Genomic DNA, 20865 nt, shown 5'->3' with positions numbered 1-20865 from the left:
GACGAGCGAGGGGGAGAGGGATGACCGGACCGTTCATGCTGCGGGTGGCCGGACTGCCGGCCGCGAGCGTGCGGGAGCTGCGCTGCCCCGGCAGCCGCCGCTGGGCCGACGAGACCGTCACCGCCGCCGACGCGGTGCGCGCCGGCGGCGAGGCCGTCGGCGACCTGCTGCACCCGCTGATCGGGGGCAGCGAGGACGACGCCGTCCGCCGGCGGCTGCTCGCCCTGCGCCGGGAGGTGTTCAACGGCCGCCTGCCCCGGGACGCGGACGCCGCCCTGGCGCTGGTGCGCGGCCTCGACCCCGTGGCCGGCCGCGCGCTCGGCGCCTGGCTGGAGGCCCGCGGGGAGCTGGAGCGCCACGGGCGCGAGGGCGCCCGGGTGCTCGCCGAGGAGACCGCCCGCAGCCGGGCCGCGCTCCACCGCCTGGCGGGGGAGGAGCGGCTGCGCCGGGCGCTGCTGCTCGCCTCGCCCGCGCTGGACGCGCAACTGGACGCCCAGGTGCGCAGGTGGGCCGCCGATCCCGCGGCCGTGCCGGACAAGAAGGGCCGCAAGATCGAGCGGTCGCTGCTGGCGTACCTGTACCGCACGGTCTGCAAGACGAGCCCGTTCTCCACCTTCACCGGCGTCGCGGTCGGCGGCCTCACCGCCGACGGCCCCGGGAGCGCCGGGGCGGCCTTCGCCGGGAGTGCCGGGGGTACCGGGAGCACGGGGACCACCGGGCCAGCCGACGCCGGGAGCACGGGGGCCACCGGGAGCGCCGTGACCGCCGACGCCGGGAGCACGGGGGCCACCGGGAGCGCCGTGACCGCCGACGCCGGGAGTACCGGCGCCACGGGGACCACCGGCAGCGCCGGCCCCGCCCCCGCCGGGCGCCCCGGCACCTCCGGCGACGCCGGGACGCCGAGCGGGCTGGAGCTGCGGGTCGGCGACGTCTGGACGGGGCACGCCCGGCTCAACGTCGCCGCCCTCGGCCGGCTCGCCGACACCGTCGTCGCCGACCCGGGCCGCCGCGCCGACCTGCCCGTGGCGCTCGCCTCCGGCTGGGGCCGTGACGACGACCGGGTCCGCTATGTGCGCCGCTGGGTCACCGCGGGCGACGAGGACACCGCCGTCACCTTCGACGCCGTCCAGGACCGCCTGTTCTTCCTGCGCCGCAGCGGCACCCTGGAACGCCTGCTCGGCCTCTTCGAGGAGCGGGGCAGCCTGCGGTACGGCGAACTCGCCGGCTGGCTCGCCGTCGAGCACGGCGCCGGGGCCGGCGACGTCGAGCGCTATCTCGAAGCCCTGCTCGACGTCGGCATGGTGCAGGTCCCGTGCCTGCGGACCCAGGTCCACGACACCGACCCGCTGCGGGCGTTCCAGGACTCCCTGAGGGCCGTGGGACGCCCCTGGGCGGACACCCTCGCCTCGCGACTGGACGGCCCCGTCTCCCACGTCGACCGCTTCGCCCGTGCCGCCCCCGCGGACCGGCCGGCGATCCTCGCGGCGCTGCGCACCGAACTGCGCGAGATCCAGGAGGAGCTGGGTGCCGGGCAGGGCAGGGTCCCGCAGACCGTGCTCTACGAGGACGCCGCCGCCGGGTACACCGGCGCGCCGGACCGCGAGGTCTGGGACCGGATCGCGCACCGGCCGCTGGCCGCGGTGGAGCGGGTGCTGCCGGCCTTCGACCTGACGCTGCCCCAGCGGCTGGTGCTCAAGGGGTTCTTCCTCGCCCGCCACGGCCGGGGCGGGCGCTGCGACGACGTGCTGAAGCTGGTCCACGACTTCCACGAGGACTTCTTCGACCAGTACATGTCGTTCACCGCGCAGCGCACCGCGTTCGACGCGGACGGCCGGTACGTGCCCGAGGTGAACTGGCTCGGACTGCCCGAGCTCAAGGCCCTGGACACCGCCCGGCTGACGTTTACGGAGCGGATGCGGTCCCTGTGGGAGTCCCGCCCCGGCGGCGCCGCCGAGATCGTCGTCGACGAGGCGTTCCTCACCGCCGTCGCCGAGGAACTCACCCCTGTCGCACCGCACTTCGCCCCGATGAGCCACCATGTGCAGCTCGCCGACCGCCCCGGGGACCCGCTCGTCGTCCTCAACCGCTCCTACGGCGGCCTGTCCTTCCCGTTCAGCCGCTTCACCCACTGCTTCGACGGCCTCGACGACCGGCTGCGGGACGCCTCCGCGGCCCTGTGCCCGCCCGGCGCCGTGTTCGCCGAGGTCACCGGCGGCCCCGTCACCAGCAACCTCAACCTGCACGGCCGGCTCACCGGGCACGAGATCGTCTGCCCCGGCGAACAGGGCACCCTGGCCGAGGAGTTCCGCATCGGCCTGGACGACCTGTACATCGAGCACGACGAGACGGCCGACCGGCTGGTGCTGCGCTCGGAGCGCCTCGGCCGCGAGGTCGTCCCCGTGTACCTCGGCTATCTGGTGCCGCTGGCCCTGCCCGAACTGGCCCGCACCCTGCTGCTGCTCTCGCCCACCTCGATGGCCCCGCTGAACGTCTGGGGCGGCGTACCGGAGAGCGACCCGGTGGACGGCGTCACCACCCGGCCCCGGGTGCGGCACGGCGCCCTGGTGCTCAGCCGGCGGAGCTGGAGCGCCCCGGCGACCGCGCTGCCGCTCCAGGCGCCCGGCGGCGCGCAGGACGCGGAGTGGTTCCTCGGCTGGCACCGCTTCCGCCGCGCCCACGGCCTGCCCGACCGGGTGTTCGCCACCGTCTCGGACAGCGGCGCGCGCGGCGCGACCGGCGCCAAGCCCCAGTACGTCGACTTCGACAGCCCGCTGTCCCTGTCCGCCCTGGAGGCGCTGGTCAAGAGCCCCGAGGCCCGGGTGGTCCTGCGGGAGGCCCTGCCCGACGAGGACGACCTGCACGTCAGCTCCGCCCGTGGCCGGCACGTCGCGGAGCTCGCCGTCGAGACCACACCGCAGGCCCCGGCCACCGCGCCGGCCGCCGAGCCCCGAGGGGAGCACGTCCGATGACCACCACCACACCCGCCGCCCCCGCGGCCACCGGCACCGGCGCCTGGCAGGCGACGCACGTCTTCTACGCCGCCAACCCCCGCCCGATGCTGCTCCAGTGCGTCCGCCCGCTGGTCGCCGAACTGGAGGCCGAAGGGCTGCTGGCCAACTGGTTCTTCATCAACTACTGGCTCGAAGGCCCCCATGTCCGGCTGCGCCTGCGGCCGGCCTCCCCGGCGGCCGAGGCGGAGGTGCGCCGCCGCACGGAGGCGGCGGTCGACCGCTTCCTCGCCGAACGTCCGGCGCTGTACGAGGTGGACTCCGGCTTCCTCAACGACTTCTACAACACCCTGTTCGAGATCGAGTTCCCCGGCACCGAACGCACCCCCTACCTCGACGAGCAGGGCCGGATGAACCTGCGCCCCAACAACTCGCGCAGTGCCGAGCCCTACGAGCCGGAGTACGGCAAGTACGGCGGCCCGGCCGGGATCGAGCTCGCCGAGTGGCACTTCCGGTACTCCAGCGAGCTGGTGCTCGACGCCTTCGCCACCAAGAACCTCCACCTGCGTACCGTCCTGCTCGGCACCTCGGCCCAGCTCATGATGGTCATGTCGGGCACCTTCCTGCCCGACCGCGACGACCTCGCCGGCTACCTGGACAGCTACTACGACTTCTGGCACCGCGCCTTCCCCGGCACCGGCTTCATCGGCACCGACGAGTACGACCGCAACTGGACGGCCATGGCCCCCGGCCTGACCGCCCGCTTCGCCGCCGTCCGCGCCGCCGTCGCGGGCGGCACCGAGGGCCGGCTGCCCGCGTTCCTGGCCGGCTGGGCCGAGCACTGCGCCGAACTGCGCGACCGCGCGCGGCGGCTGGCGGCCGACGGCGACCTGGTCTTCCGCTCCTGGGACGGCGAGCGCGCCGAGCGGGTCACCGACCCGGCCGCCGCCCTGCCCCTGCTCCTCTCTCCGTACATGCACATGACCAACAACCGGCTGCATGTGACCATCCAGGACGAGGCGTACCTCTCCCATGTGCTGGGCCGGTGCCTGCGGGAGTCCGCGTGAGCGCCGGACCCGCCGCGGCACCCGCCCCGTACCGGCCCGCCCTGCGGTCCGGCGTCCTGGTCAGCGACGTCCTGCTGCACGGCCCCGCCACCGTCCGGCTTATCAAGGACACCGGCCGCGGCCAGTCCTTCAAGGTCGGCGACAAGGAGTCCTTCCTCATCTCCCGGATGGACGGCACCCGCAGCCTCGCGGAGATCGGCGACGAGTACGCCGGACGGTACGGACGCCGCCTCGGCGACGCCCACTGGCAACAGCTCCTCGGCATGCTCGGCACCCGCGGGCTGCTCGACGGCTCCCCGGCGGCGCCCCGCCCCGAGCCCGCCCCCGAACCGCCCCGCACCCTGCTGCGCGGCACCCTCCGCCTGGTGGCCGACGCCGACGCCACCGCGGGGCGCCTCCACCGCGCCCTGGGCTTCCTGCTGCACCCGGCCTGGATCACCGCGCTGCTGGCCGCCGTCGTCGCGATGGAGACGGTCCTCGTCCTCCATGTCGGCGAACTGGCAGCCGCCGCCCTGGACCTCTTCACCCGGCCCGTCCCGCTGACCGCCGCCGCCTGCCTGCTGTGGCTCAGCACCGCCCTGCACGAACTGGCCCACGGCGTGGTCGCCCGCCACCACGGCGGCACCGTCGCCGAGATCGGCCTGCGCTGGCGGCTGCCGATGGTGATCATGTACTGCACGGTGGACGACTACCTCTACCTGCCCACCCGGCGGGCCCGGATCGCCACCGCCCTCGCCGGCTCCGTGACGAACCTGCTCTTCCTGCTGCCGTTCTCCGCCCTCTGGCTCTGGGCACCGCTGGACGCGGCCACCCGGGACGCCGTCGCCGCGCTGCTGTTCCTCGGCACCGTCCAGGCGCTGTCCATGCTCGTCCCGCTCCCACCGCTCGACGGCTACAAGATCGCCGCGCAGTTCGCCGGCGCCACCGAACTCGCCGCCTCCAGCCGCGCCTACCTCCGCCTCGCGGTCCGCCGCGACCCCGCCGCCGCCTCGTACCCGCGCCGCGCCCGCACCGCCTACACGGCCTACGGGCTGGGCTCCCTGCTCGTCATCGGCCTGCTCGCCGCGGCGGCCGCGGCACTCGTCCACCACCTGCTGACGGCGGCATGAGCCCCGTGACCACACCCGCTGACGGCGGCCCGAGCCGCGTGACCACACCTGCCGACGGCGGCCCGAGCCGCGCGACCGAGGAGAGTCCCATGCCCCCCACCCCACCGGCGGAGCCCACCGCGGCCATCGTCCTCGACTCCGTGCGCAAGCGGTACGGGACCGTCCAGGCCGTGGACGGCATCTCGCTGACCGTCCCCCGGGGCGAGTTCTTCGGCCTGCTCGGCCCCAACGGCGCCGGCAAGACCACCCTCGTCGAGATCATGGAGGGCCAGCGGCAGGCCGACTCCGGCACCGTCGCCGTGTTCGGGCAGAGCCCCTGGCCGCGCAACGTGCGCCTGCTGCCCCGGCTCGGCGTCCAGACCCAGGCGTCCGCCTTCTTCGTCCGGCTCGGCGCCCGCGAGCACCTGGAGACCGTCGCCGCGCTCTACGGCGCCGGCCGCGAGGCCGTCGACCGGGCGCTCGCCTCCGTCGGCCTCACCGACCACGCCGCCGTCCGCGTCGAGGACCTCTCCGGCGGCCAGCGCCAGCGCCTCGCCATCGCCTCCGCCCTCGTCCACGAACCCGAGCTGATCTTCCTCGACGAGCCGACCGCCGCCCTCGACCCGCAGGCCAGGCGCGCGCTGTGGCAGGTGCTCCGCGACCTCAAGGGCGCCGGCCGCACCATCGTCTACACCACCCACCACCTCGACGAGGCCGAGGCGCTCTGCGACCGGGTCGCCATCGTCGTCGACGGCCGCATCCGCGCCCTGGACACCCCCGCCCGCCTCGTCGCCGACGGCACCACCACCACCCGCCTGGTCGTCCCCGCCGGACGGATCACCCTCGACGCCGCCCGGGCCATCCCCGGCGTGCTCGCCGCCACCGAGCAGGCGGACACCGTCGTCCTGGAGACCCTCGACTCCGGCCCCGTGCTGGCCGCCGTCGACGAGATCGCCGGCCTGCGGGGCGTAAGGACGCTCACCGCGAGCCTGGAGGACGTCTACCTCCAGCTCACCGGCAACACGTCCTGACCACCCGCCCCCAGGCACCGGACCGCAAGCGGACTACGGAGAGACCACCGCCATGAGCGCATACGCCGCACTCACCCGGGCGGGCCACAAGGCCTACACCCGCGACAGGACCACCCTCTTCTTCACCTTCGCCTTCCCCCTGCTCTTCCTCGTCGTCTTCGGCCTGATCTTCAGCGGCAAGGACGTCGAGCAGAGCGGCGCCCCCTACATCGACTACATCGCGCCCGGCGTGCTCTCCTGGGGCGTCGCCAACGCCGCCGTCTTCGGCATCGGCTTCGTCCTCATGCAGTGGCGCCGCGACGACATCCTCCGGCTGATCCGGATGACCCCGGTCCGGCTGCCCGCCGTGCTCGCCTCCCGCTATGTGCTCGCCGTGGCCATCGGCGTCGTCCAGGCGGTGCTCTTCGTGGCGGTGGCCATGCTGCCGTTCTTCGGACTGGCCCCCGCCGGGAGCTGGCCGCTGGTCCTGCCGGTGCTGGTGCTCGGCATCACCGCGTTCCTCGCCGTCGGCGTCATCGTCGGCACCTTCGCGAAGACCCCGGAGGCCGTCGCCGCGGTCGCCAACTGCCTGATGATCCCCATGGCGTTCCTCTCCGGCTCCTTCTTCCCGATCGACGCCATGCCGGGCTGGATGCAGGACCTCGCCCACGCCCTGCCGCTCTACTACCTCAACGACGGCGTCTCCGCCGCCCTCACCGGCAGCGGCTCCGGCTCCGACATCGCCCTGGCCTGCGGGGTCCTCGCCGGCGTCGCCCTCGTCCTCGGCGCCGTCGCGCTGAAGACCTTCCGCTGGAGCGACCGGACATGACCGCCACCGCCACCGCCCCGCCCGCCCGCGCCGCCCGCGCGCCCGAGGTCGCCCCCGAGGTGTCCGCCGACACCCCGCTGGAGGCCGCCCGCGCCCACCTCCAGCGCGCCCTGACGGCCCGCCACACGGGGCTCCTCGCACCGGACACCACCCCCGGCGCTCTCCCCGCGCCGCTGGTCGTGCCGCTCGGCTCGACCGACACCCTCGGCTTCGGCCGGCCCGACCCGTACGCCGCCGTGCGCCCCGCCGCCACCGTCCACCTCACCTCGCGGGCCGTGCTCATCGGCCCCTGGGGCGGCGCAGGCACCGCCGGCGCGTGCGGCCAGTGCCTCGCCATGCGCTGGCAGCGCCTGCGCAGCCGCTCGGAGCGCGAAGCGCTCGAACTCGGCTACGAGCCCCACGGCGCCACCGCCTGGCCCGTGTTCACCGACTGGGCGGTGGACGCCGTCTGGGCCGCCTGGCAGGCGATGCTCCCCGGCGGGCGCCCGGCCCCCTCCACCGTCTCCGACGCCGACCGAGCCCTGCCCCGGGTGACCCGGGTCGACCTCGGCACCCTGGCCACCGCCACCTTCCCGCTGCTGCCCGAGCCGCTGTGCCCGTCCTGCGTCACCGAACGCCCCGACACCGCCGAAGCGGCCCGGATGACCCTGGGCCCCACCCCCAAACCGGACCCGGACGGCTACCGGCTGCGCCCCCTCGGCTCCTACCCGCTCCCCACCGCCGCCCTGGCCAACCCCGTCTGCGGCGCCCTCGGCTCCGACACCTGGATCAACCCGGCGTCCACCACCACCGCCCCCGTCGCCGGCACCCACTTCGTCCGCGGCTACGCGGGGCTCAACGACGTCACCTTCAGCGGCCAGGCCAACTCCTACGCCACCAGCCGCCGGCTCGCCCACCTCGAAGGGCTCGAACGGTACGCGGGCACCCACCGCCGGCGCGGCACCTCGCCCGTCACCGCCTCCCACCGCGCCCTCCTCGCCGCCGGCACCCCCGCCCTCGACCCCGCAGACTGCGGCTTCTACGCCCCCGAGACCTACGAACGCGACCACCTCGTCAGCCCCTTCGACCCCGACCGGGAGATCCCCTGGGTGTGGGGGCACTCGCTCCGCGACGACCGGCCGCTCCTCGTCCCCGCCCGCCTCGCCCACTACGGAGCCGGCGTCGACGCCGACAACTTCGTCTTCGAGTGCTCCAACGGCTGCGCCACCGGCAGCAGCCTGGCCGAGGCGATCCTCTTCGGCCTGCTCGAACTCGTCGAACGGGACGCCTTCCTGGTCGCCTGGTACGGCCGCACCCGGCTCACCGAGATCGACCTCGCCGGCTGCCGGGGACGCGCCGTCCGCGCCATGCTCGACCGGGCCGCCCTGCACGGCTACGACGTCCACGCCTACGACACCCGGATGGACCTCGCCGTCCCCGTCGTCACCGCCCTCGCCGTCCGGCGCGACGGCGGCCCCGGCACCCTCTCCTTCAGCGCCGCGGCCGGATTCGACCCCGAGGCCACCGTCGAGGCCGCCCTGTCCGAGGTGCTCACCTACATCCCCCACCTGCCCTACCAGGTCGCCGACCGGATCGGCGAACTGGAGGCCATGGCCGGGGACTTCACCAAGGTGCTCCACCTCAAGGACCACGCCCAGCTCTACGGACTGCCCGCGATGGCCGTGCACGCACGCGAGTTCCTGGAGCCGTCCGCCGTCCTCCCGCTCGCCGAGGCCTTCGCCGACTGGACCCCGCGCCGGCCCCGCACCGGCGACCTGATGGACGACCTCCGCCTGCTGACCGACGACCTGGTCCGCGCCGGACACGACGTCGTCGCCGTCGACCAGACCACCCCCGAACAGCGGCGGATGGGCCTGCACACCGTCAGCACCACCGTGCCCGGACTGCTGCCCATCGACTTCGGCTGGACCCGCCAGCGCGCCCTGCTGATGCCCCGGCTGCGCACCGCCCCGAGGACGTCCGGACGCCACCCCCGCGACCTGCGCGAGGACGAGATCAAGGCCGTGCCGCATCCGTTCCCCTGAGCCCCCGGGGCCGCTCCGTCCCCCCGGGCGGCCCCGGGACGTGCCGCGGCCCCTTTCCCGGGGACTTCCCCCCGGGAAAGGGGCCGACGGTCGATCCGCAGGCGCCGGATCAGGCGCTGCAGGAGGTGGTGCTGGTGGTGCTGGAGCAGGTGGACGTCGAGGAGGACGAGGTGCAGCCGGCGAGGACGACCTCGACCGCGTCCGAGTAGTCCGAGATCTCGAAGGTCTCCGACTCCAGCTCCAGGATCTCGTCGGCGAGGGTGGCGAGCTCCGTCTTCGGGGCCATGGCGTTCTCCTTCGGTCACCGGGGGCCGCCGGCGGTCCGGCGGCGCTTCCCTTGCGAGGACTCCATTGCAGCGCCCGCCGCTGTCACATCGGCCCGCCGCCCGCTGTCAGTCCGCTGTCACCCCCTGACAGCGGCCCGACGTCCCCGTGCGCACCCCGTACCGCACCCTGTCGACCAGCGCACCCACCGGCCGGGGGCGCGCCACCCCCGGGGGTGCATCGCCACCGGCCCAAGGCCCCGCCCCCGGCCCACCGGACGACCGCACGGCCGCCCCACCGCACCACCGGCCCGAAGCCCGCGACGCACCACCCACCGGCACGACGAAGTGGAGGACCCCGTGGAGTCCGAGACGGTCACCGCGCCCGATGCCCCCGCCCCGGCGCCCGCCCTTCCCTCCCTGAGGCCGGCGCTGGAGCTCTACCTCGACCTCCACACCCACCCCGAACTCTCCGGCCACGAGCACCGCACCGCCGACCGCCTGGCCGGCTGGCTCCACGACCACGGGTGCGCCGTCACCCGCGGGGTCGGCGGGGGACACGGCACCGTGGGCGTCCTCGCCAACGGCCCCGGCCCCACCGTCATGCTCCGCGCCGAACTGGACGCCCTCCCCGTCACCGAGCGCACCGGACTCCCGTACGCCAGCACCGTCCCCGGGGTGATGCACGCCTGCGGCCACGATCTGCACCTGGCCGCCGCCGCGGGCGCCCTCGCCTCCCTCGCCGCGGCGCGCGACACCTGGCGGGGCACCGTCGTCCTGGTCGGCCAGCCCGCGGAGGAGACCCTCGACGGGGCGCGGGCCATGCTGGCGGACGGGCTCTACGAACGGTTCGGCACCCCCGCCGTCGTCCTCGCCCAGCACGCCGCCCCCCTCCCCGCCGGGGCGGTCGCCCACGCGGGACACGGGCCCCTGATGCCCGCCGGCACCACCCTGGACGTCGTCGTCCGCGGCCGCGGCGGCCACGGCGGCACCCCCCACCTCGCCGTCGACCCGGTCGTCACCGCCGCCGCCGTGGTGCTGCGCCTCCAGACCGTGGTCTCCCGCGAGTGCGCGCCCGCCGAACAGGTGGTCCTCACCGTCGGATCGCTGCGGGCGGGGGAGCGGGCCAACGTCATCCCCGACCGCGCCGAACTCGCCCTCTCGCTGCGCGCCGTGGACGACCGGGCCCTGGACCGCGTGCGCGCCGCCGTGGAACGCGTCGTCCGCGCCGAGTGCGCCGCCTCCGGGAGCGAGGACCCGCCCGACATCACGGTGACCTCCCGCGCGCCCGCCCTGACCCCCGACCCGGCCGCCACCGCCGCCCTGCGCCGCGTCCACGCGGCGGCGCTCGGTTCGGGCCGGGTGATGTCCGCACCGGTCCTGGGCGCCGTCGAGGACTACGCCCACTTCGGGGCCGGCGGCGTCCCCCTCGCGTACTGGCTCCTGGGCACCACCGGCGCCCGCCGCTGGCGCGAGGCCCTCGCCACGGGCGCCCCCCTCCCGCCCAACCACTCCCCGGAGTTCGCCCCCGACGTCCGCACCGCCCTGCCCACCGGCATCACGGCCCTCACCTCCGCTGCCCTCCACACCCTCCGGGCCCGCCCGGAGGGCGCGCAGCCCCCGTCAGACCCGGACCACGCGGAGGCCCCGTCCCGCCCCGCCCGTCCCGAAGCCCCGTCCCGCTCGACCCGCCCGGAGGCCTCGGCATGATGTCGACGGACACCGACGCCCGCCACGTCGACGTCGTGGCCGTCCGCCACGACGGCCGCGCCCCGGCCGGCCCCACCACCGTGCTCCGCCTGCTCTGGCTGCTCCCCCCGGACTGGACCTGCAAGCCCGAGGTCGCCGCCGACCGCGTCCGCCTCCGTATCACCCCGGGGCCCCGCACCGGCCTCACGGCGGTTCATCACGCGCTCTCCGCCGCCTTCACGGACACCGCGTTACGCGGCTGGTCCCACCGCACCCTGCCGTGACCCGGGCCGTCCGGGCTGTCCGCCGCCCGCCCACCCGCCTCGGCAGCCGCCGACCGGCCCTGCGGCCCCGCCCACCCGTCGGAACCGCCCCCGCAGCCGCACCTCACCGGTAGGACCCGGCCCCGCAGCGGGCGCCGACCGGCCCTGCGGCCCCCCCCCGCCGCGGCCACCGGCCGCGCCGCCCCGCCCACCCCTCAGATCCAGCCCCGCTCACGGGCCAGCAGCGCCGCCTGCGCCCGGCTGTTCGCCCCCAGCGCCTGCAACAGCTCCGCCACATAGCGCCGGTACGTCCGCACGGAGACCGCCAACTCCCGCGCCCCGGCCTCGTCCTTCCCCCCGGTGCACATGAACGTGAGCACCCGCCGCTCCCGCTCGGTCAGCTCCGACTCCGCCACCGGCCGGCCCGGACGCAGCACCTCCGCCAGATCCTCGGCGGCGTCCCAGATCTTCTCGAAGAGCGCGATGATGTTGGTGACCAGCCCGCTCTTGTGCGCCAGCAGCGCGCCCCGCGCGGTGTTCTGCGGATCCAGCGGCACCAGCGCGGTGCTCCGGTCGTAGACGAGCATCCGCTCGGCCGTCTCCGAGGTCACCCGGATCTCGGCCCCGTGCGCGGTCAACTCGCGTAGATACGCCGCTGTCGGGCCGTCCTCCAGCGCGCGGCGCACGACCACGTTCCGGATCCGCACGCCACGGCGCAGACACCTCAGATCCAGCGGCCGGGACCGGGCGATGTTCTCCGCCGACAGCCGCGGGTACGTCTCCACCGCAAGGATCTCCTCCCGAGCGAAGAACGCCAGGTCGTCGATCCGGTTGCGGATGTCCGCGAGCCCTTCCAACTGCTCGATCCCGGCGGCGGCCCCGTTGCGCGCGGCGGCCTCCGCCCGGAGCCCGTCGATCACGTGCCGCGCCCGGGTGACCCGCCGCAGCTCCTCGTGCAGCTCGTTCAGCCGCCGGTCCGTCAGCCGCGCCAGCGCCCGCTCCGGATCCACCGGCGTCACCAGCCCGTCCGTCCCGGACGGCTGCAACAGCCCCAGATCCCGCAGCCGTTCCAGGCACCCGGGCGTCTCGTCGGGATCGGTGCCCAGCAGCAGGTGCACGTCGTCGGCAGGGGTACCGGGGTTCCGCAGGAAGTGCCGGTAGAGCTCTTCCTCCCGTGCCGTGACCCCGAACACGCCCATATCGTTCCCGGCCACGTCCGCACCGCCCCCCTGCGCAGTTCCACGGTGACGGTACGGGTTGCGCGGCCACCGCTGTGGTCGTCGCCACATTAGACGATCATCCGACATCCCGGGGAGGCGTCGTGAGCCCTCCGTGGGCGAACCGGCGGTGAACTGTGGGGAGTCGGGGGAATGGTCCGTACCGGCCGCCCGCCCACTGGCGTCCCGTCAGCCCGCCGGCCACCCGATCACCGCCAACTCGCCCGCGAGATCCGGCAGTCCGACGTCCGCGTTCAGCGCCGTGACGACCTCCTCGGTCAGCGGACGCCCGGCGAACACATACCTGACGGCCTCCAGGTCGACCGGCTTCTCGTAGTAGTCCTCGGCCCACCGCCGGAACGCCTCCGGCGAACGATCCGCCAACAGCCCGAACAACTGCCCCGCCCCGTCCGGGTCGCGGCCGGCCCGCTCCGGGAACTCGATCTCCCCGGCCTTCCACGCCTCGCCCCCGGCCTCCCGCCAGAGGCACGCGGTCACGACAGGCATCCCGTCCTCGTCCGAGAAAGCGGGCTCCTCCACGTACGCCCGGAACACCCCGGGAACCTCATCGACCACGCCCGGCCACGGCCCGTCCTCCACGTAGGGGCTCATGGGCGACTCATGATCGAACCCGCGGACGTACGCCCCGGCCGGCGAGAACACGATGGAGTATTCGTCCCCGGACCCGTTCCGCATCGAGGCCACCGACTCCGTCGCGGACCAGCGCTGATCGAACGAGTAGTACCGAGCCTCCCACCCGGGACTCAGCACGGCCTCCAGCGCAGCCATCGCCCGACAGTGCTCCCGGAGCACCTCGATCCCGGGCAACTGCCGGGCCACATCATGAACGGTCACACGGGCATCCAAGCGCACCCGTCGGACACCTCGCACTCGCGCGGGCGGGCGCAGCGATGCCGGCATCCGCCCGCGCATACGCGAAGACCCCGTTCTCAGCGTTTCCGCTGATGACGGGGTCTTGGGCACTTCCTGCGAAGTGCCCCCGGCAGGATTCGAACCTGCGCACACGGCTCCGGAGGCCGTTGCTCTATCCCCTGAGCTACGGGGGCGTGCGCCTCGCTGCTGCGGGGCGACGGGTAGAACCCTACCAGCTCGTGGAGGGTCTCCGTGAACAGGTATTTCGAGTCCTCGGGGGCGGGTCGTGAAGATCGTCCGGAGGGTCGTGGTGCGGGCAACGGGCGGGCAGGTGCACGGGGTTGCGTCACGGGTAATGCTCCCGCGCGCCCCCGGCGTGCTCCCGCGTCCCCCGGAGGGGTCGGAAGTGGGGAAAAGCCGGACGCCGTCGGGCCGTGCGACCTACTCTCGAGTTGTGTCCGGCGTGCCGCGCCGAGTGCTCGTTGTCGACGACAACCGGGTGATTCGGCAGCTGATCAGGGTCAACCTCGAGCTGGAGGGCTTCGAGGTCGTGACCGCGGCCGATGGTGTCGAGTGTCTGGACGTCGTGCACCGGGTGCAGCCCGATGCCATCACGCTCGATGTCGTCATGCCCCGTCTCGACGGGCTGCGCACCGCCGCCCGCCTGAGAGCCGACGCGCGGACGAGGCATCTGCCGCTCGCGATCATCAGTGCCTGCACACCGTACGAGGTGGAGACGGGCGTCGCCGCCGGTGTCGACGCGTTCCTCGCCAAGCCCTTCGAGCCGGCCGAGCTGGTCCGGGTCGTGCGCCGGCTGACGCAGCGGGACCAGCGCGAGCAGCGGGAGCAGCGTGAGAAAAGGGACCCGGGCGAGCGGGGAGAGGAGCCCCCTTCCGTCGAGGGCGGCACCCCGGGCGGTGGCCGTGCCGCCGGGCTCGACCCCGCGCCCCGCCCCGCACACGGGTGAGTCCCGCCCCGCGCACGGCTGACGCGCCCCAGGTCACGAGGCCTCTGCCCGCATGGCGAAACCGGTTGGCGGAGGGACCCCCTTCCTCCCATACGCTTGTCCCGTGACCCCCGCCGAGCTGTCCCGTACCGTCGCGCGTGCCGTGTGCCGTGCGGTCGAGGAGGGCGCACTGGCCGTGGAGGTCCCCGAGGCGTCGAGTGTCCGCGTGGAGCGGCCGCGGCCCGGGGGCACCGGGGACTGGGCGACCGGGATCGCGCTGCGGCTCGCCGGGCCCGCCGGGCGGCCGCCCCGGGAGGTGGCCGGTGTGCTGGGCGAGCGCATCGCCCGCGCCCCCGGCGTCGAGCGGGTCGAGATCACCGGCCCCGGATTCCTGAACGTCACCCTGGAGGGCAGCGCCCAGCAGCGCCTGGTCGAGGCCGTGCGTGCGGCCGGGACCGGTTACGGCATGCCGGGGGGACGGCCCGTGGACGCGCCCGTCGCGGCCGCGGAGCCCTCCGGGGCGTCCGTGGTCCGGCCGGATCAAGGCACGAGGGGCCGGCGGCCCGCGGTCGGTGCCGTCGTCGGCGACGCCACCTCCGTGCGGCTGACCCAGCGGGTGTACCCGCTGCCGACCCCCGACGACCGCGCCGCCCTCTGGGCCGAGGTCCTCCACCGTATGGGCGCCGAGCCCCGGGTCGCCGAGCCCCGCCCGGCCGAGCCCAACCCCACGGAGCCCAACCCCGCCGAGCCCCGGGTCGCCGAGCCGCGCCCAGCCGCGGACCGCTCACCCGAGCCCCACGCACCCGCCCCCCACCTCCACGTCACCCCCGCCCCTCCCGGCCTCGTGGCCGAGGTCGGGGTGGACGCCGCCCGTTGGGCCATGCTCTCCGCCGCGGCGCACGACCGCCCCCGTACCCACAACGTCCTCGTGCAGCACGAGCGCAATCCGCTGTACAAGGTGCGCTACGCCCACGCGCGGGCGCGGGCGCTGACGCGGGGGGCCGGGCTGCTCGGGTTCGAGGCCGCGGCCGAGGAGGTCGTGGACGCGCCCGTGCTGACGCAGGCGATCGCCGACCACCCCGTGGTCGTCGCCGACGCCGCCCGGCTGCGCGCGCCGGACCGGCTCGCCAGGCATCTGGAGGCGACGGCCGAGGCCCTGCTGGCCTTCCAGCACACGGTGCTGCCCGCAGGGGACGAGAAACCCTCGGCCGCCCACCGTTCCCGGCTGGCCCTCGCCGAGGCCGCCGGGACGGTGCTCGCCGGTGGCCTGTCCCTGCTCGGCATCAGCGCACCCGAACACCTGTGAGATGTGAGAGACAGATGAGCCGATCCGCACACCCCGCCGGTCCCCGTCACGCGGACGTCCTGCCCGAGGGCCACTGGAGCGCGCCGCCGGCCGACCTGAACACCCTCGACGAGAAGGTGTGGGCGAGGACGGTCGGCCGCAACGACGAGGGCATCGTCACCGTCGGGGGGATCGAAGTGACGCGGCTGGCCGAGGAGTTCGGCACGCCCGCGTACTTCCTCGACGAGACGGACTTCCGGGCCCGCTGCCGCGCCTGGGCGGAGGCGTTCGGCAAGGACGCCGACGTCTTCTACGCCGGCAAGGCGTTCCTCAGCCGCGCGGTGGTGCGCTGGCTGAAGGAGGAGGGGCTCAACCTGGACGTGTGCTCCGGGGGAGAGCTGGCGACCGCCCTCGACGCCGGGATGCCGGCCGAGCGCATCGCCTTCCACGGCAACAACAAGTCGGACGGCGAGATCCGCCGCGCGGTCGGCGCCGGGGTCGGCAGGATCGTGCTCGACTCGTTCCAGGAGATCGTGCGGGTCGCGCACGTCGCCCAGGAGGCGGGCGTCCGCCAGCGGGTGCAGATCCGGGTGACGGTCGGCGTCGAGGCCCACACCCACGAGTTCATCGCCACCGCGCACGAGGACCAGAAGTTCGGCATCGCGCTGGCCGGCGGGCAGGCCGCCGAGGCGGTGCGCCGGGCGCTGCGGCTGGACAGCCTGGAGCTGATCGGCATCCACTCGCACATCGGCTCGCAGATCTTCGACATGGCCGGGTTCGAGGTGTCGGCGCGCCGGGTGGTGCAGCTGCTGGCCGAGGTGCGCGACGAGCACGGTGTGGAGCTGCCGGAGATCGACCTCGGCGGCGGCCTCGGCATCGCGTACACCTCCGACGACGACCCGCGCGAGCCGCACGAGATCGCCAAGGCGCTCGGCGAGATCGTCACCCGGGAGTGCGAGGCGGCCGGGCTGCGGACGCCGCGGATCTCGGTGGAGCCGGGCCGCGCGATCGTCGGTCCGACGGCGTTCACGCTGTACGAGGTCGGCACGGTCAAGCCGCTGGAGGGGCTGCGGACGTATGTGAGCGTCGACGGCGGGATGTCGGACAACATCCGCACCGCGCTCTACGACGCCGAGTACAGCGTGGCGCTGGTGTCGCGGACGTCCGACGCGGAGCCGATGCTCAGCCGGGTCGTCGGCAAGCACTGCGAGAGTGGTGACATCGTGGTCAAGGACGCGTTCCTGCCCGCCGACCTGGCGCCCGGCGACCTGATCGCCGTGCCGGCCACCGGCGCGTACTGCCGCTCCATGGCCAGCAACTACAACCACGCGCTCCGTCCGCCGGTGGTCGCCGTGCGGGACGGTGCGGCGCGGGTGATCGTCCGGCGCGAGACGGAGGAAGATCTCCTGCGTCTCGATGTCGGATAGTTGAGATAGATGTCTCGCATGCCGGACGGGGGATAGAAACTCCGGTCCGGTGGGTGAGACTGGTCGAACCGTAGAAGGAAACGAAACGAGGTCGGATGATGCGTACGCGTCCGCTGAAGGTGGCGCTGCTGGGCTGTGGTGTGGTCGGCTCAGAGGTGGCGCGACTCATGACGACGCACGCGGACGACCTCGCCGCGCGTATCGGGGCCCCGGTGGAACTGGCCGGGGTCGCCGTGCGCCGCCCCCAGAAGGTGCGCGAGGGCATCGCGCCGGAGCTGGTCACCACCGACGCCACCGCGCTGGTCTCGCGGGGCGACATCGACGTCGTCGTCGAGGTCATCGGCGGCATCGAGCCGGCCCGCACGCTCATCACCACCGCCTTCGAGCACGGCGCGTCCGTGGTCTCCGCCAACAAGGCGCTGCTCGCCGAGGACGGCGCGACCCTCTACGAGGCCGCCGAGAAGCACGGCCGCGACCTCTACTTCGAGGCCGCCGTCGCCGGTGCCATCCCGCTGATCCGCCCGCTGCGCGAGTCCCTGGCGGGCGACAAGGTCAACCGGGTCCTCGGCATCGTCAACGGCACCACCAACTTCATCCTCGACAAGATGGAGCGCTCCGGCGCCGGCTACTCGGAGGCGCTCGACGAGGCGACCGCCCTCGGGTACGCGGAGGCCGACCCCACCGCCGACGTGGAGGGCTTCGACGCCGCCGCGAAGGCCGCGATCCTCGCCGGGATCGCCTTCCACACCCGGGTGCGCCTCGACGACGTGCACCGCGAGGGCATCACCGAGGTCACCGCCGCCGACATGGTGTCCGCGCAGCGCATGGGATGCACCGTCAAGCTGCTCGCCATCTGCGAGCGCGCGGCCGACGGGCGGTCGGTGACCGCCCGCGTGCACCCCGCGATGATTCCGCTCAGCCACCCGCTGGCCTCCGTCCGCGAGGCGTACAACGCGGTCTTCGTCGAGGCGGAGGCGGCCGGCCGGCTGATGTTCTACGGTCCCGGCGCGGGCGGTTCGCCGACCGCGTCCGCGGTCCTCGGCGACCTGGTCGCCGTGTGCCGCAACAAGCTCGCCGAGGCAACGGGGCCCGGCGAGTCCGCGTACACGCAGTTGCCCGTGAGTCACATGGGCGACGTGGTCACGCGGTACCACATCAGTCTCGACGTGGCCGACAAACCGGGCGTGCTCGCCCAGGTCGCGACGGTCTTCGCCGAGCACGGCGTTTCGATCGACACCGTCCGCCAGCAAGGCAAGGACGGCGAGGCATCGCTCGTCGTCGTCACCCACCGCGCGCCCGACGCCGCCCTCTCGGGCACGGTCGCGGCGCTGCGCAAGCTCGACACCGTGCGCGGTGTCGCGAGCATCATGCGTGTTGAAGGGGAGTAAGGGACCCATGACCCAGAACGGCACCCACCAGTGGCGCGGCATCATCGAGGAGTACCGGGACCGCCTTCCGGTCACGGACACGACGCCGGTCGTCACGCTCCGTGAGGGTGGCACGCCGCTCGTCCCGGCGCAGGTCCTCTCCGAGCGCACGGGCTGCGAGGTGCATCTCAAGGTCGAGGGCGCCAACCCCACCGGGTCCTTCAAGGACCGCGGCATGACGATGGCGATCACCCGGGCGAAGGAGGAGGGCGCGCAGGCCGTCATCTGCGCCTCCACCGGCAACACCTCCGCCTCCGCCGCCGCGTACGCGGTGCGCGCGGGCATGGTCTGCGCGGTCCTCGTGCCGCAGGGCAAGATCGCGCTCGGCAAGATGGGTCAGGCCCTGGTCTACGGCTCGCGCATCCTGCAGGTCGACGGCAACTTCGACGACTGCCTGAACCTCGCCCGCAGCCTGTCGGAGAACTACCCGGTGGCGCTGGTCAATTCGGTCAACCCGTACCGCATCGAGGGCCAGAAGACGGCCTCCTTCGAGATCGTCGACGCCCTCGGCGACGCGCCCGACATCCATGTGCTGCCCGTCGGCAACGCCGGCAACATCACGGCGTACTGGAAGGGGTACACGGAGTACGCGGCGGACGGCATGTCCGGCCGCAAGCCCCGGATGTGGGGTTTCCAGGCGTCCGGCTCGGCGCCGATCGTGCGCGGCGAGGTCGTCAAGGACCCGTCGACGATCGCCACCGCGATCCGCATCGGCAACCCGGCGTCCTGGACGCAGGCGCTGGCCGCGCGCGAGGAGTCCGGCGGCTTCATCGACGAGGTGACGGACCGTGAGATCCTGCGCGCCTACCGTCTGTTGGCCTCGCAGGAGGGCGTCTTCGTCGAGCCCGCGTCGGCCGCCTCGGTCGCCGGTCTGCTGAAGGCGGCCGAGCAGGGCAAGGTCGACCCGGGGCAGCGGATCGTCTGCACCGTCACCGGCAACGGGCTCAAGGACCCCGACTGGGCGGTCGCCGGCGCACCGCAGCCGGTCACCGTCCCGGTCGACGCCGACGCGGCGGCCGAGCGCCTCGGTCTCGCCTGACGCATGCCGCTGGAGCCGTACCGGCCGTCGCGCCGGTACGGCCCAAGGGCCGTCGCCCGCCCCCTCGTTGCCCTGTGGCACATGCCGGAGGTACGCGCGTACGGAAATGTCCGGGCAACCGGGACAACACCGGGCGCGGGGTGCACGGGCGGGCCCGCGACACGCATCGTGCGCCTCCTGTGCGCCCTATGTCGCAGGTGAACCTTCCTTCGATAGGCTGTACCCGAACCCGTCCGCCGCATATGCCCTGCGGTTGCCGCCGCCGTTGCCGCCACGGGTCCGGGTCTTCGTACCTCTCGGAAGATCTCGTACATCCCCACAGTTCAGAACCAAGGAGAAACGTCGAGCGATGGCCGGTCCAGCGTTCCGCGCCGCCGCCGTCCGGGTGCGCGTCCCCGCCACCAGCGCCAATCTCGGTCCGGGCTTCGACGCCCTCGGGCTGTCGCTCGGCCTGTACGACGACGTCGTCGTGCGGGTCGCGGATTCCGGTCTGCACATCGACATCGCGGGTGAGGGTGGCGACACCCTCCCGCGCGACGAGAACCACCTGCTGGTGCGCGCCCTGCGCACGGCCTTCGACCTGCTCGGCGGACAGCCGCGCGGCCTGGAGGTCGTCTGCGCCAACCGCATCCCGCACGGCCGCGGTCTCGGCTCGTCGTCCGCCGCCATCTGCGCCGGCATCGTCGCCGCCCGCGCGGTCACGATAGGCGGCGACGCCCGTCTCGACGACGCGGCGCTGCTGGAACTGGCGACCGAGATCGAGGGTCACCCCGACAACGTGGCCGCCTGTCTCCTCGGCGGTTTCACCCTCGCCTGGACCGAGGCCGGCGCCGCCCGGGCGATCAGGATGGACCCGGCCGACTCCGTCGTTCCGGTGGTCTTCGTGCCCGGCAGGCCGGTGCTCACCGAGACGGCCCGCGGCCTGCTGCCGCGCACCGTCCCGCATGTCGACGCCGCCGCCAACGCGGGCCGCTCCGCACTCCTCGTCGAGGCTCTGACCAGGCGTCCCGAGCTGCTGCTCCCGGCCACCGAGGACCGTCTCCACCAGGAGTACCGCGCTCCCGCGATGCCCGAGAGCATCGCGCTCGTCAACCGACTGCGCGCCGACGGCGTCCCCGCGGTCATCTCCGGTGCGGGCCCCACGGTCCTCGCACTGGCCGAGGACGGCACGGCCGACAAGGTCGCGCTGCTGGCGGGCGAGGGCTGGGCCGCGAACCGGCTCGCCTTCGACGCGGCGGGGGCGAGCGTTCTGCCGCTGTCCCCGCAGTGATCGACGATTGCCGGTGAGTGAGAGGGGGAATGTTTGTTGGAGCCGGTAGTGTTAACCTCAAGTCTGCAACCGTCGTCGAAGCGGCGCGGTGCTGCGCGTCCCGTATCGGGACGACCATTCTTCCGAGAGCCTCCCACACTGCCTGAGCAGCCTGCCTGAGCAGCGTCGAGCACGCTCCGGAACCGGCACGACACCCCTCG

The 20865-nt window shown here is 74.3% G+C and carries 17 protein-coding genes and 1 tRNA gene; 14 read left to right on the top strand and 4 right to left on the bottom strand.

Going from position 1 to position 20865, the window contains the following annotated elements:
* The first annotated feature begins 20 nt into the window (after nucleotides 1-20).
* From JE024_RS11595 to JE024_RS11570, 6 genes are all read left to right on the top strand, one after another.
* The gene (locus JE024_RS11595; protein WP_244882774.1) at nucleotides 21-2969 is read left to right on the top strand and encodes a lantibiotic dehydratase; all 2949 of its coding nucleotides are present in this window, start codon (nucleotides 21-23) and stop codon (nucleotides 2967-2969) included.
* On the top strand, nucleotides 2966-4015 hold the full coding sequence (locus JE024_RS11590; RefSeq protein ID WP_205373504.1) for a lantibiotic dehydratase C-terminal domain-containing protein: 1050 nt from the start codon (nucleotides 2966-2968) through the stop codon (nucleotides 4013-4015). The genes JE024_RS11595 and JE024_RS11590 overlap by 4 nt, the downstream gene beginning before the upstream one ends.
* Nucleotides 4012-5124, top strand: coding sequence for a M50 family metallopeptidase (locus JE024_RS11585; RefSeq protein ID WP_205373503.1), 1113 nt, complete (start codon nucleotides 4012-4014; stop codon nucleotides 5122-5124). Before JE024_RS11590 ends, JE024_RS11585 begins: the two co-directional genes overlap by 4 nt.
* Before the next feature lie 89 nt (nucleotides 5125-5213).
* The gene (locus JE024_RS11580) at nucleotides 5214-6134 is read left to right on the top strand and encodes an ABC transporter ATP-binding protein (protein ID WP_205373502.1); all 921 of its coding nucleotides are present in this window, start codon (nucleotides 5214-5216) and stop codon (nucleotides 6132-6134) included.
* Nucleotides 6135-6186: 52 nt separating this feature from the next.
* The gene (locus JE024_RS11575; RefSeq protein WP_205373501.1) at nucleotides 6187-6942 is read left to right on the top strand and encodes an ABC transporter permease; all 756 of its coding nucleotides are present in this window, start codon (nucleotides 6187-6189) and stop codon (nucleotides 6940-6942) included.
* Nucleotides 6939-8966: a TOMM precursor leader peptide-binding protein gene (locus JE024_RS11570; RefSeq protein ID WP_205373500.1), complete on the top strand. Its 2028-nt coding sequence runs from the start codon at nucleotides 6939-6941 to the stop codon at nucleotides 8964-8966. The genes JE024_RS11575 and JE024_RS11570 overlap by 4 nt, the downstream gene beginning before the upstream one ends.
* Nucleotides 8967-9075: 109 nt before the next feature.
* Here the strand turns inward: JE024_RS11570 and JE024_RS11565 are convergent, their stop codons facing one another.
* Nucleotides 9076-9252, bottom strand: coding sequence for a thiazolylpeptide-type bacteriocin (locus JE024_RS11565; protein WP_015609023.1), 177 nt, complete (start codon nucleotides 9250-9252; stop codon nucleotides 9076-9078).
* Nucleotides 9253-9589: 337 nt separating this feature from the next.
* Here JE024_RS11565 and JE024_RS11560 point away from each other — a divergent pair, with 337 nt between their 5' ends.
* The gene (locus JE024_RS11560) at nucleotides 9590-10939 is read left to right on the top strand and encodes an amidohydrolase (protein WP_205373499.1); all 1350 of its coding nucleotides are present in this window, start codon (nucleotides 9590-9592) and stop codon (nucleotides 10937-10939) included.
* Entirely contained in the window at nucleotides 10936-11202 is a 267-nt protein-coding gene (locus tag JE024_RS11555; RefSeq protein ID WP_307840697.1) for a hypothetical protein, read from the top strand. The genes JE024_RS11560 and JE024_RS11555 overlap by 4 nt, the downstream gene beginning before the upstream one ends.
* A 194-nt stretch (nucleotides 11203-11396) precedes the next feature.
* On the opposite strand, the gene JE024_RS11550 is transcribed toward JE024_RS11555, so the two are convergent.
* The 3 genes from JE024_RS11550 to JE024_RS11540 form a co-directional block, all read right to left on the bottom strand.
* Nucleotides 11397-12395, bottom strand: a complete 999-nt coding sequence (locus JE024_RS11550; protein ID WP_244882773.1) for a helix-turn-helix transcriptional regulator — start codon at nucleotides 12393-12395, stop codon at nucleotides 11397-11399.
* Nucleotides 12396-12587: 192 nt separating this feature from the next.
* Nucleotides 12588-13253 (bottom strand): hypothetical protein, encoded by a 666-nt coding sequence (locus JE024_RS11545; RefSeq protein WP_244882770.1) that lies wholly within the window; start codon nucleotides 13251-13253, stop codon nucleotides 12588-12590.
* A gap of 140 nt (nucleotides 13254-13393) precedes the next feature.
* Nucleotides 13394-13465: transfer RNA gene (locus JE024_RS11540), tRNA-Arg, on the bottom strand.
* A 161-nt stretch (nucleotides 13466-13626) separates the two neighbouring features.
* Here JE024_RS11540 and JE024_RS11535 point away from each other — a divergent pair.
* From JE024_RS11535 to thrB, 6 genes are all read left to right on the top strand, one after another.
* Entirely contained in the window at nucleotides 13627-14238 is a 612-nt protein-coding gene (locus tag JE024_RS11535) for a response regulator (protein ID WP_205373497.1), read from the top strand.
* 103 nt (nucleotides 14239-14341) lie between these two features.
* Nucleotides 14342-15523, top strand: a complete 1182-nt coding sequence (gene nrtL / locus JE024_RS11530; protein ID WP_205373496.1) for an ArgS-related anticodon-binding protein NrtL — start codon at nucleotides 14342-14344, stop codon at nucleotides 15521-15523.
* Between the two features lie 14 nt (nucleotides 15524-15537).
* Complete coding sequence (lysA, locus tag JE024_RS11525) at nucleotides 15538-16929, top strand: diaminopimelate decarboxylase (protein ID WP_205373495.1); 1392 nt, start codon at nucleotides 15538-15540, stop codon at nucleotides 16927-16929.
* Between the two features lie 98 nt (nucleotides 16930-17027).
* Nucleotides 17028-18317: a homoserine dehydrogenase gene (locus tag JE024_RS11520; RefSeq protein WP_205376500.1), complete on the top strand. Its 1290-nt coding sequence runs from the start codon at nucleotides 17028-17030 to the stop codon at nucleotides 18315-18317.
* A 7-nt stretch (nucleotides 18318-18324) separates the two neighbouring features.
* Nucleotides 18325-19395, top strand: coding sequence for a threonine synthase (thrC, locus tag JE024_RS11515; protein ID WP_205373494.1), 1071 nt, complete (start codon nucleotides 18325-18327; stop codon nucleotides 19393-19395).
* A gap of 349 nt (nucleotides 19396-19744) precedes the next feature.
* On the top strand, nucleotides 19745-20665 hold the full coding sequence (gene thrB, locus JE024_RS11510) for a homoserine kinase (protein ID WP_205373493.1): 921 nt from the start codon (nucleotides 19745-19747) through the stop codon (nucleotides 20663-20665).
* The last annotated feature ends 200 nt before the right edge of the window (nucleotides 20666-20865 follow it).

Origin of the sequence: Streptomyces zhihengii (assembly GCF_016919245.1) — a bacterium.
Lineage (GTDB): Bacteria > Actinomycetota > Actinomycetes > Streptomycetales > Streptomycetaceae > Streptomyces > Streptomyces zhihengii.
This window is presented reverse-complemented; position numbering and strand designations above follow the sequence as displayed.

What these genes read in the sequence shown, in the direction of transcription:
- JE024_RS11575 (WP_205373501.1), top strand. Translation starts at nt 6,187, where the DNA reads ATGAGCGCATACGCCGCACTCACCCGGGCGGGCCACAAGGCCTACACC.
- JE024_RS11570 (WP_205373500.1), top strand. Translation starts at nt 6,939, where the DNA reads ATGACCGCCACCGCCACCGCCCCGCCCGCCCGCGCCGCCCGCGCGCCC.
- JE024_RS11595 (WP_244882774.1), top strand. Translation starts at nt 21, where the DNA reads ATGACCGGACCGTTCATGCTGCGGGTGGCCGGACTGCCGGCCGCGAGC.
- JE024_RS11555 (WP_307840697.1), top strand. Translation starts at nt 10,936, where the DNA reads ATGATGTCGACGGACACCGACGCCCGCCACGTCGACGTCGTGGCCGTC.
- JE024_RS11565 (WP_015609023.1), bottom strand. Translation starts at nt 9,252, where the DNA reads ATGGCCCCGAAGACGGAGCTCGCCACCCTCGCCGACGAGATCCTGGAG.
- JE024_RS11520 (WP_205376500.1), top strand. Translation starts at nt 17,028, where the DNA reads ATGCGTACGCGTCCGCTGAAGGTGGCGCTGCTGGGCTGTGGTGTGGTC.
- lysA (WP_205373495.1), top strand. Translation starts at nt 15,538, where the DNA reads ATGAGCCGATCCGCACACCCCGCCGGTCCCCGTCACGCGGACGTCCTG.
- thrC (WP_205373494.1), top strand. Translation starts at nt 18,325, where the DNA reads ATGACCCAGAACGGCACCCACCAGTGGCGCGGCATCATCGAGGAGTAC.
- JE024_RS11590 (WP_205373504.1), top strand. Translation starts at nt 2,966, where the DNA reads ATGACCACCACCACACCCGCCGCCCCCGCGGCCACCGGCACCGGCGCC.
- JE024_RS11580 (WP_205373502.1), top strand. Translation starts at nt 5,214, where the DNA reads ATGCCCCCCACCCCACCGGCGGAGCCCACCGCGGCCATCGTCCTCGAC.
- JE024_RS11535 (WP_205373497.1), top strand. Translation starts at nt 13,627, where the DNA reads ATGCTCCCGCGCGCCCCCGGCGTGCTCCCGCGTCCCCCGGAGGGGTCG.
- thrB (WP_205373493.1), top strand. Translation starts at nt 19,745, where the DNA reads ATGGCCGGTCCAGCGTTCCGCGCCGCCGCCGTCCGGGTGCGCGTCCCC.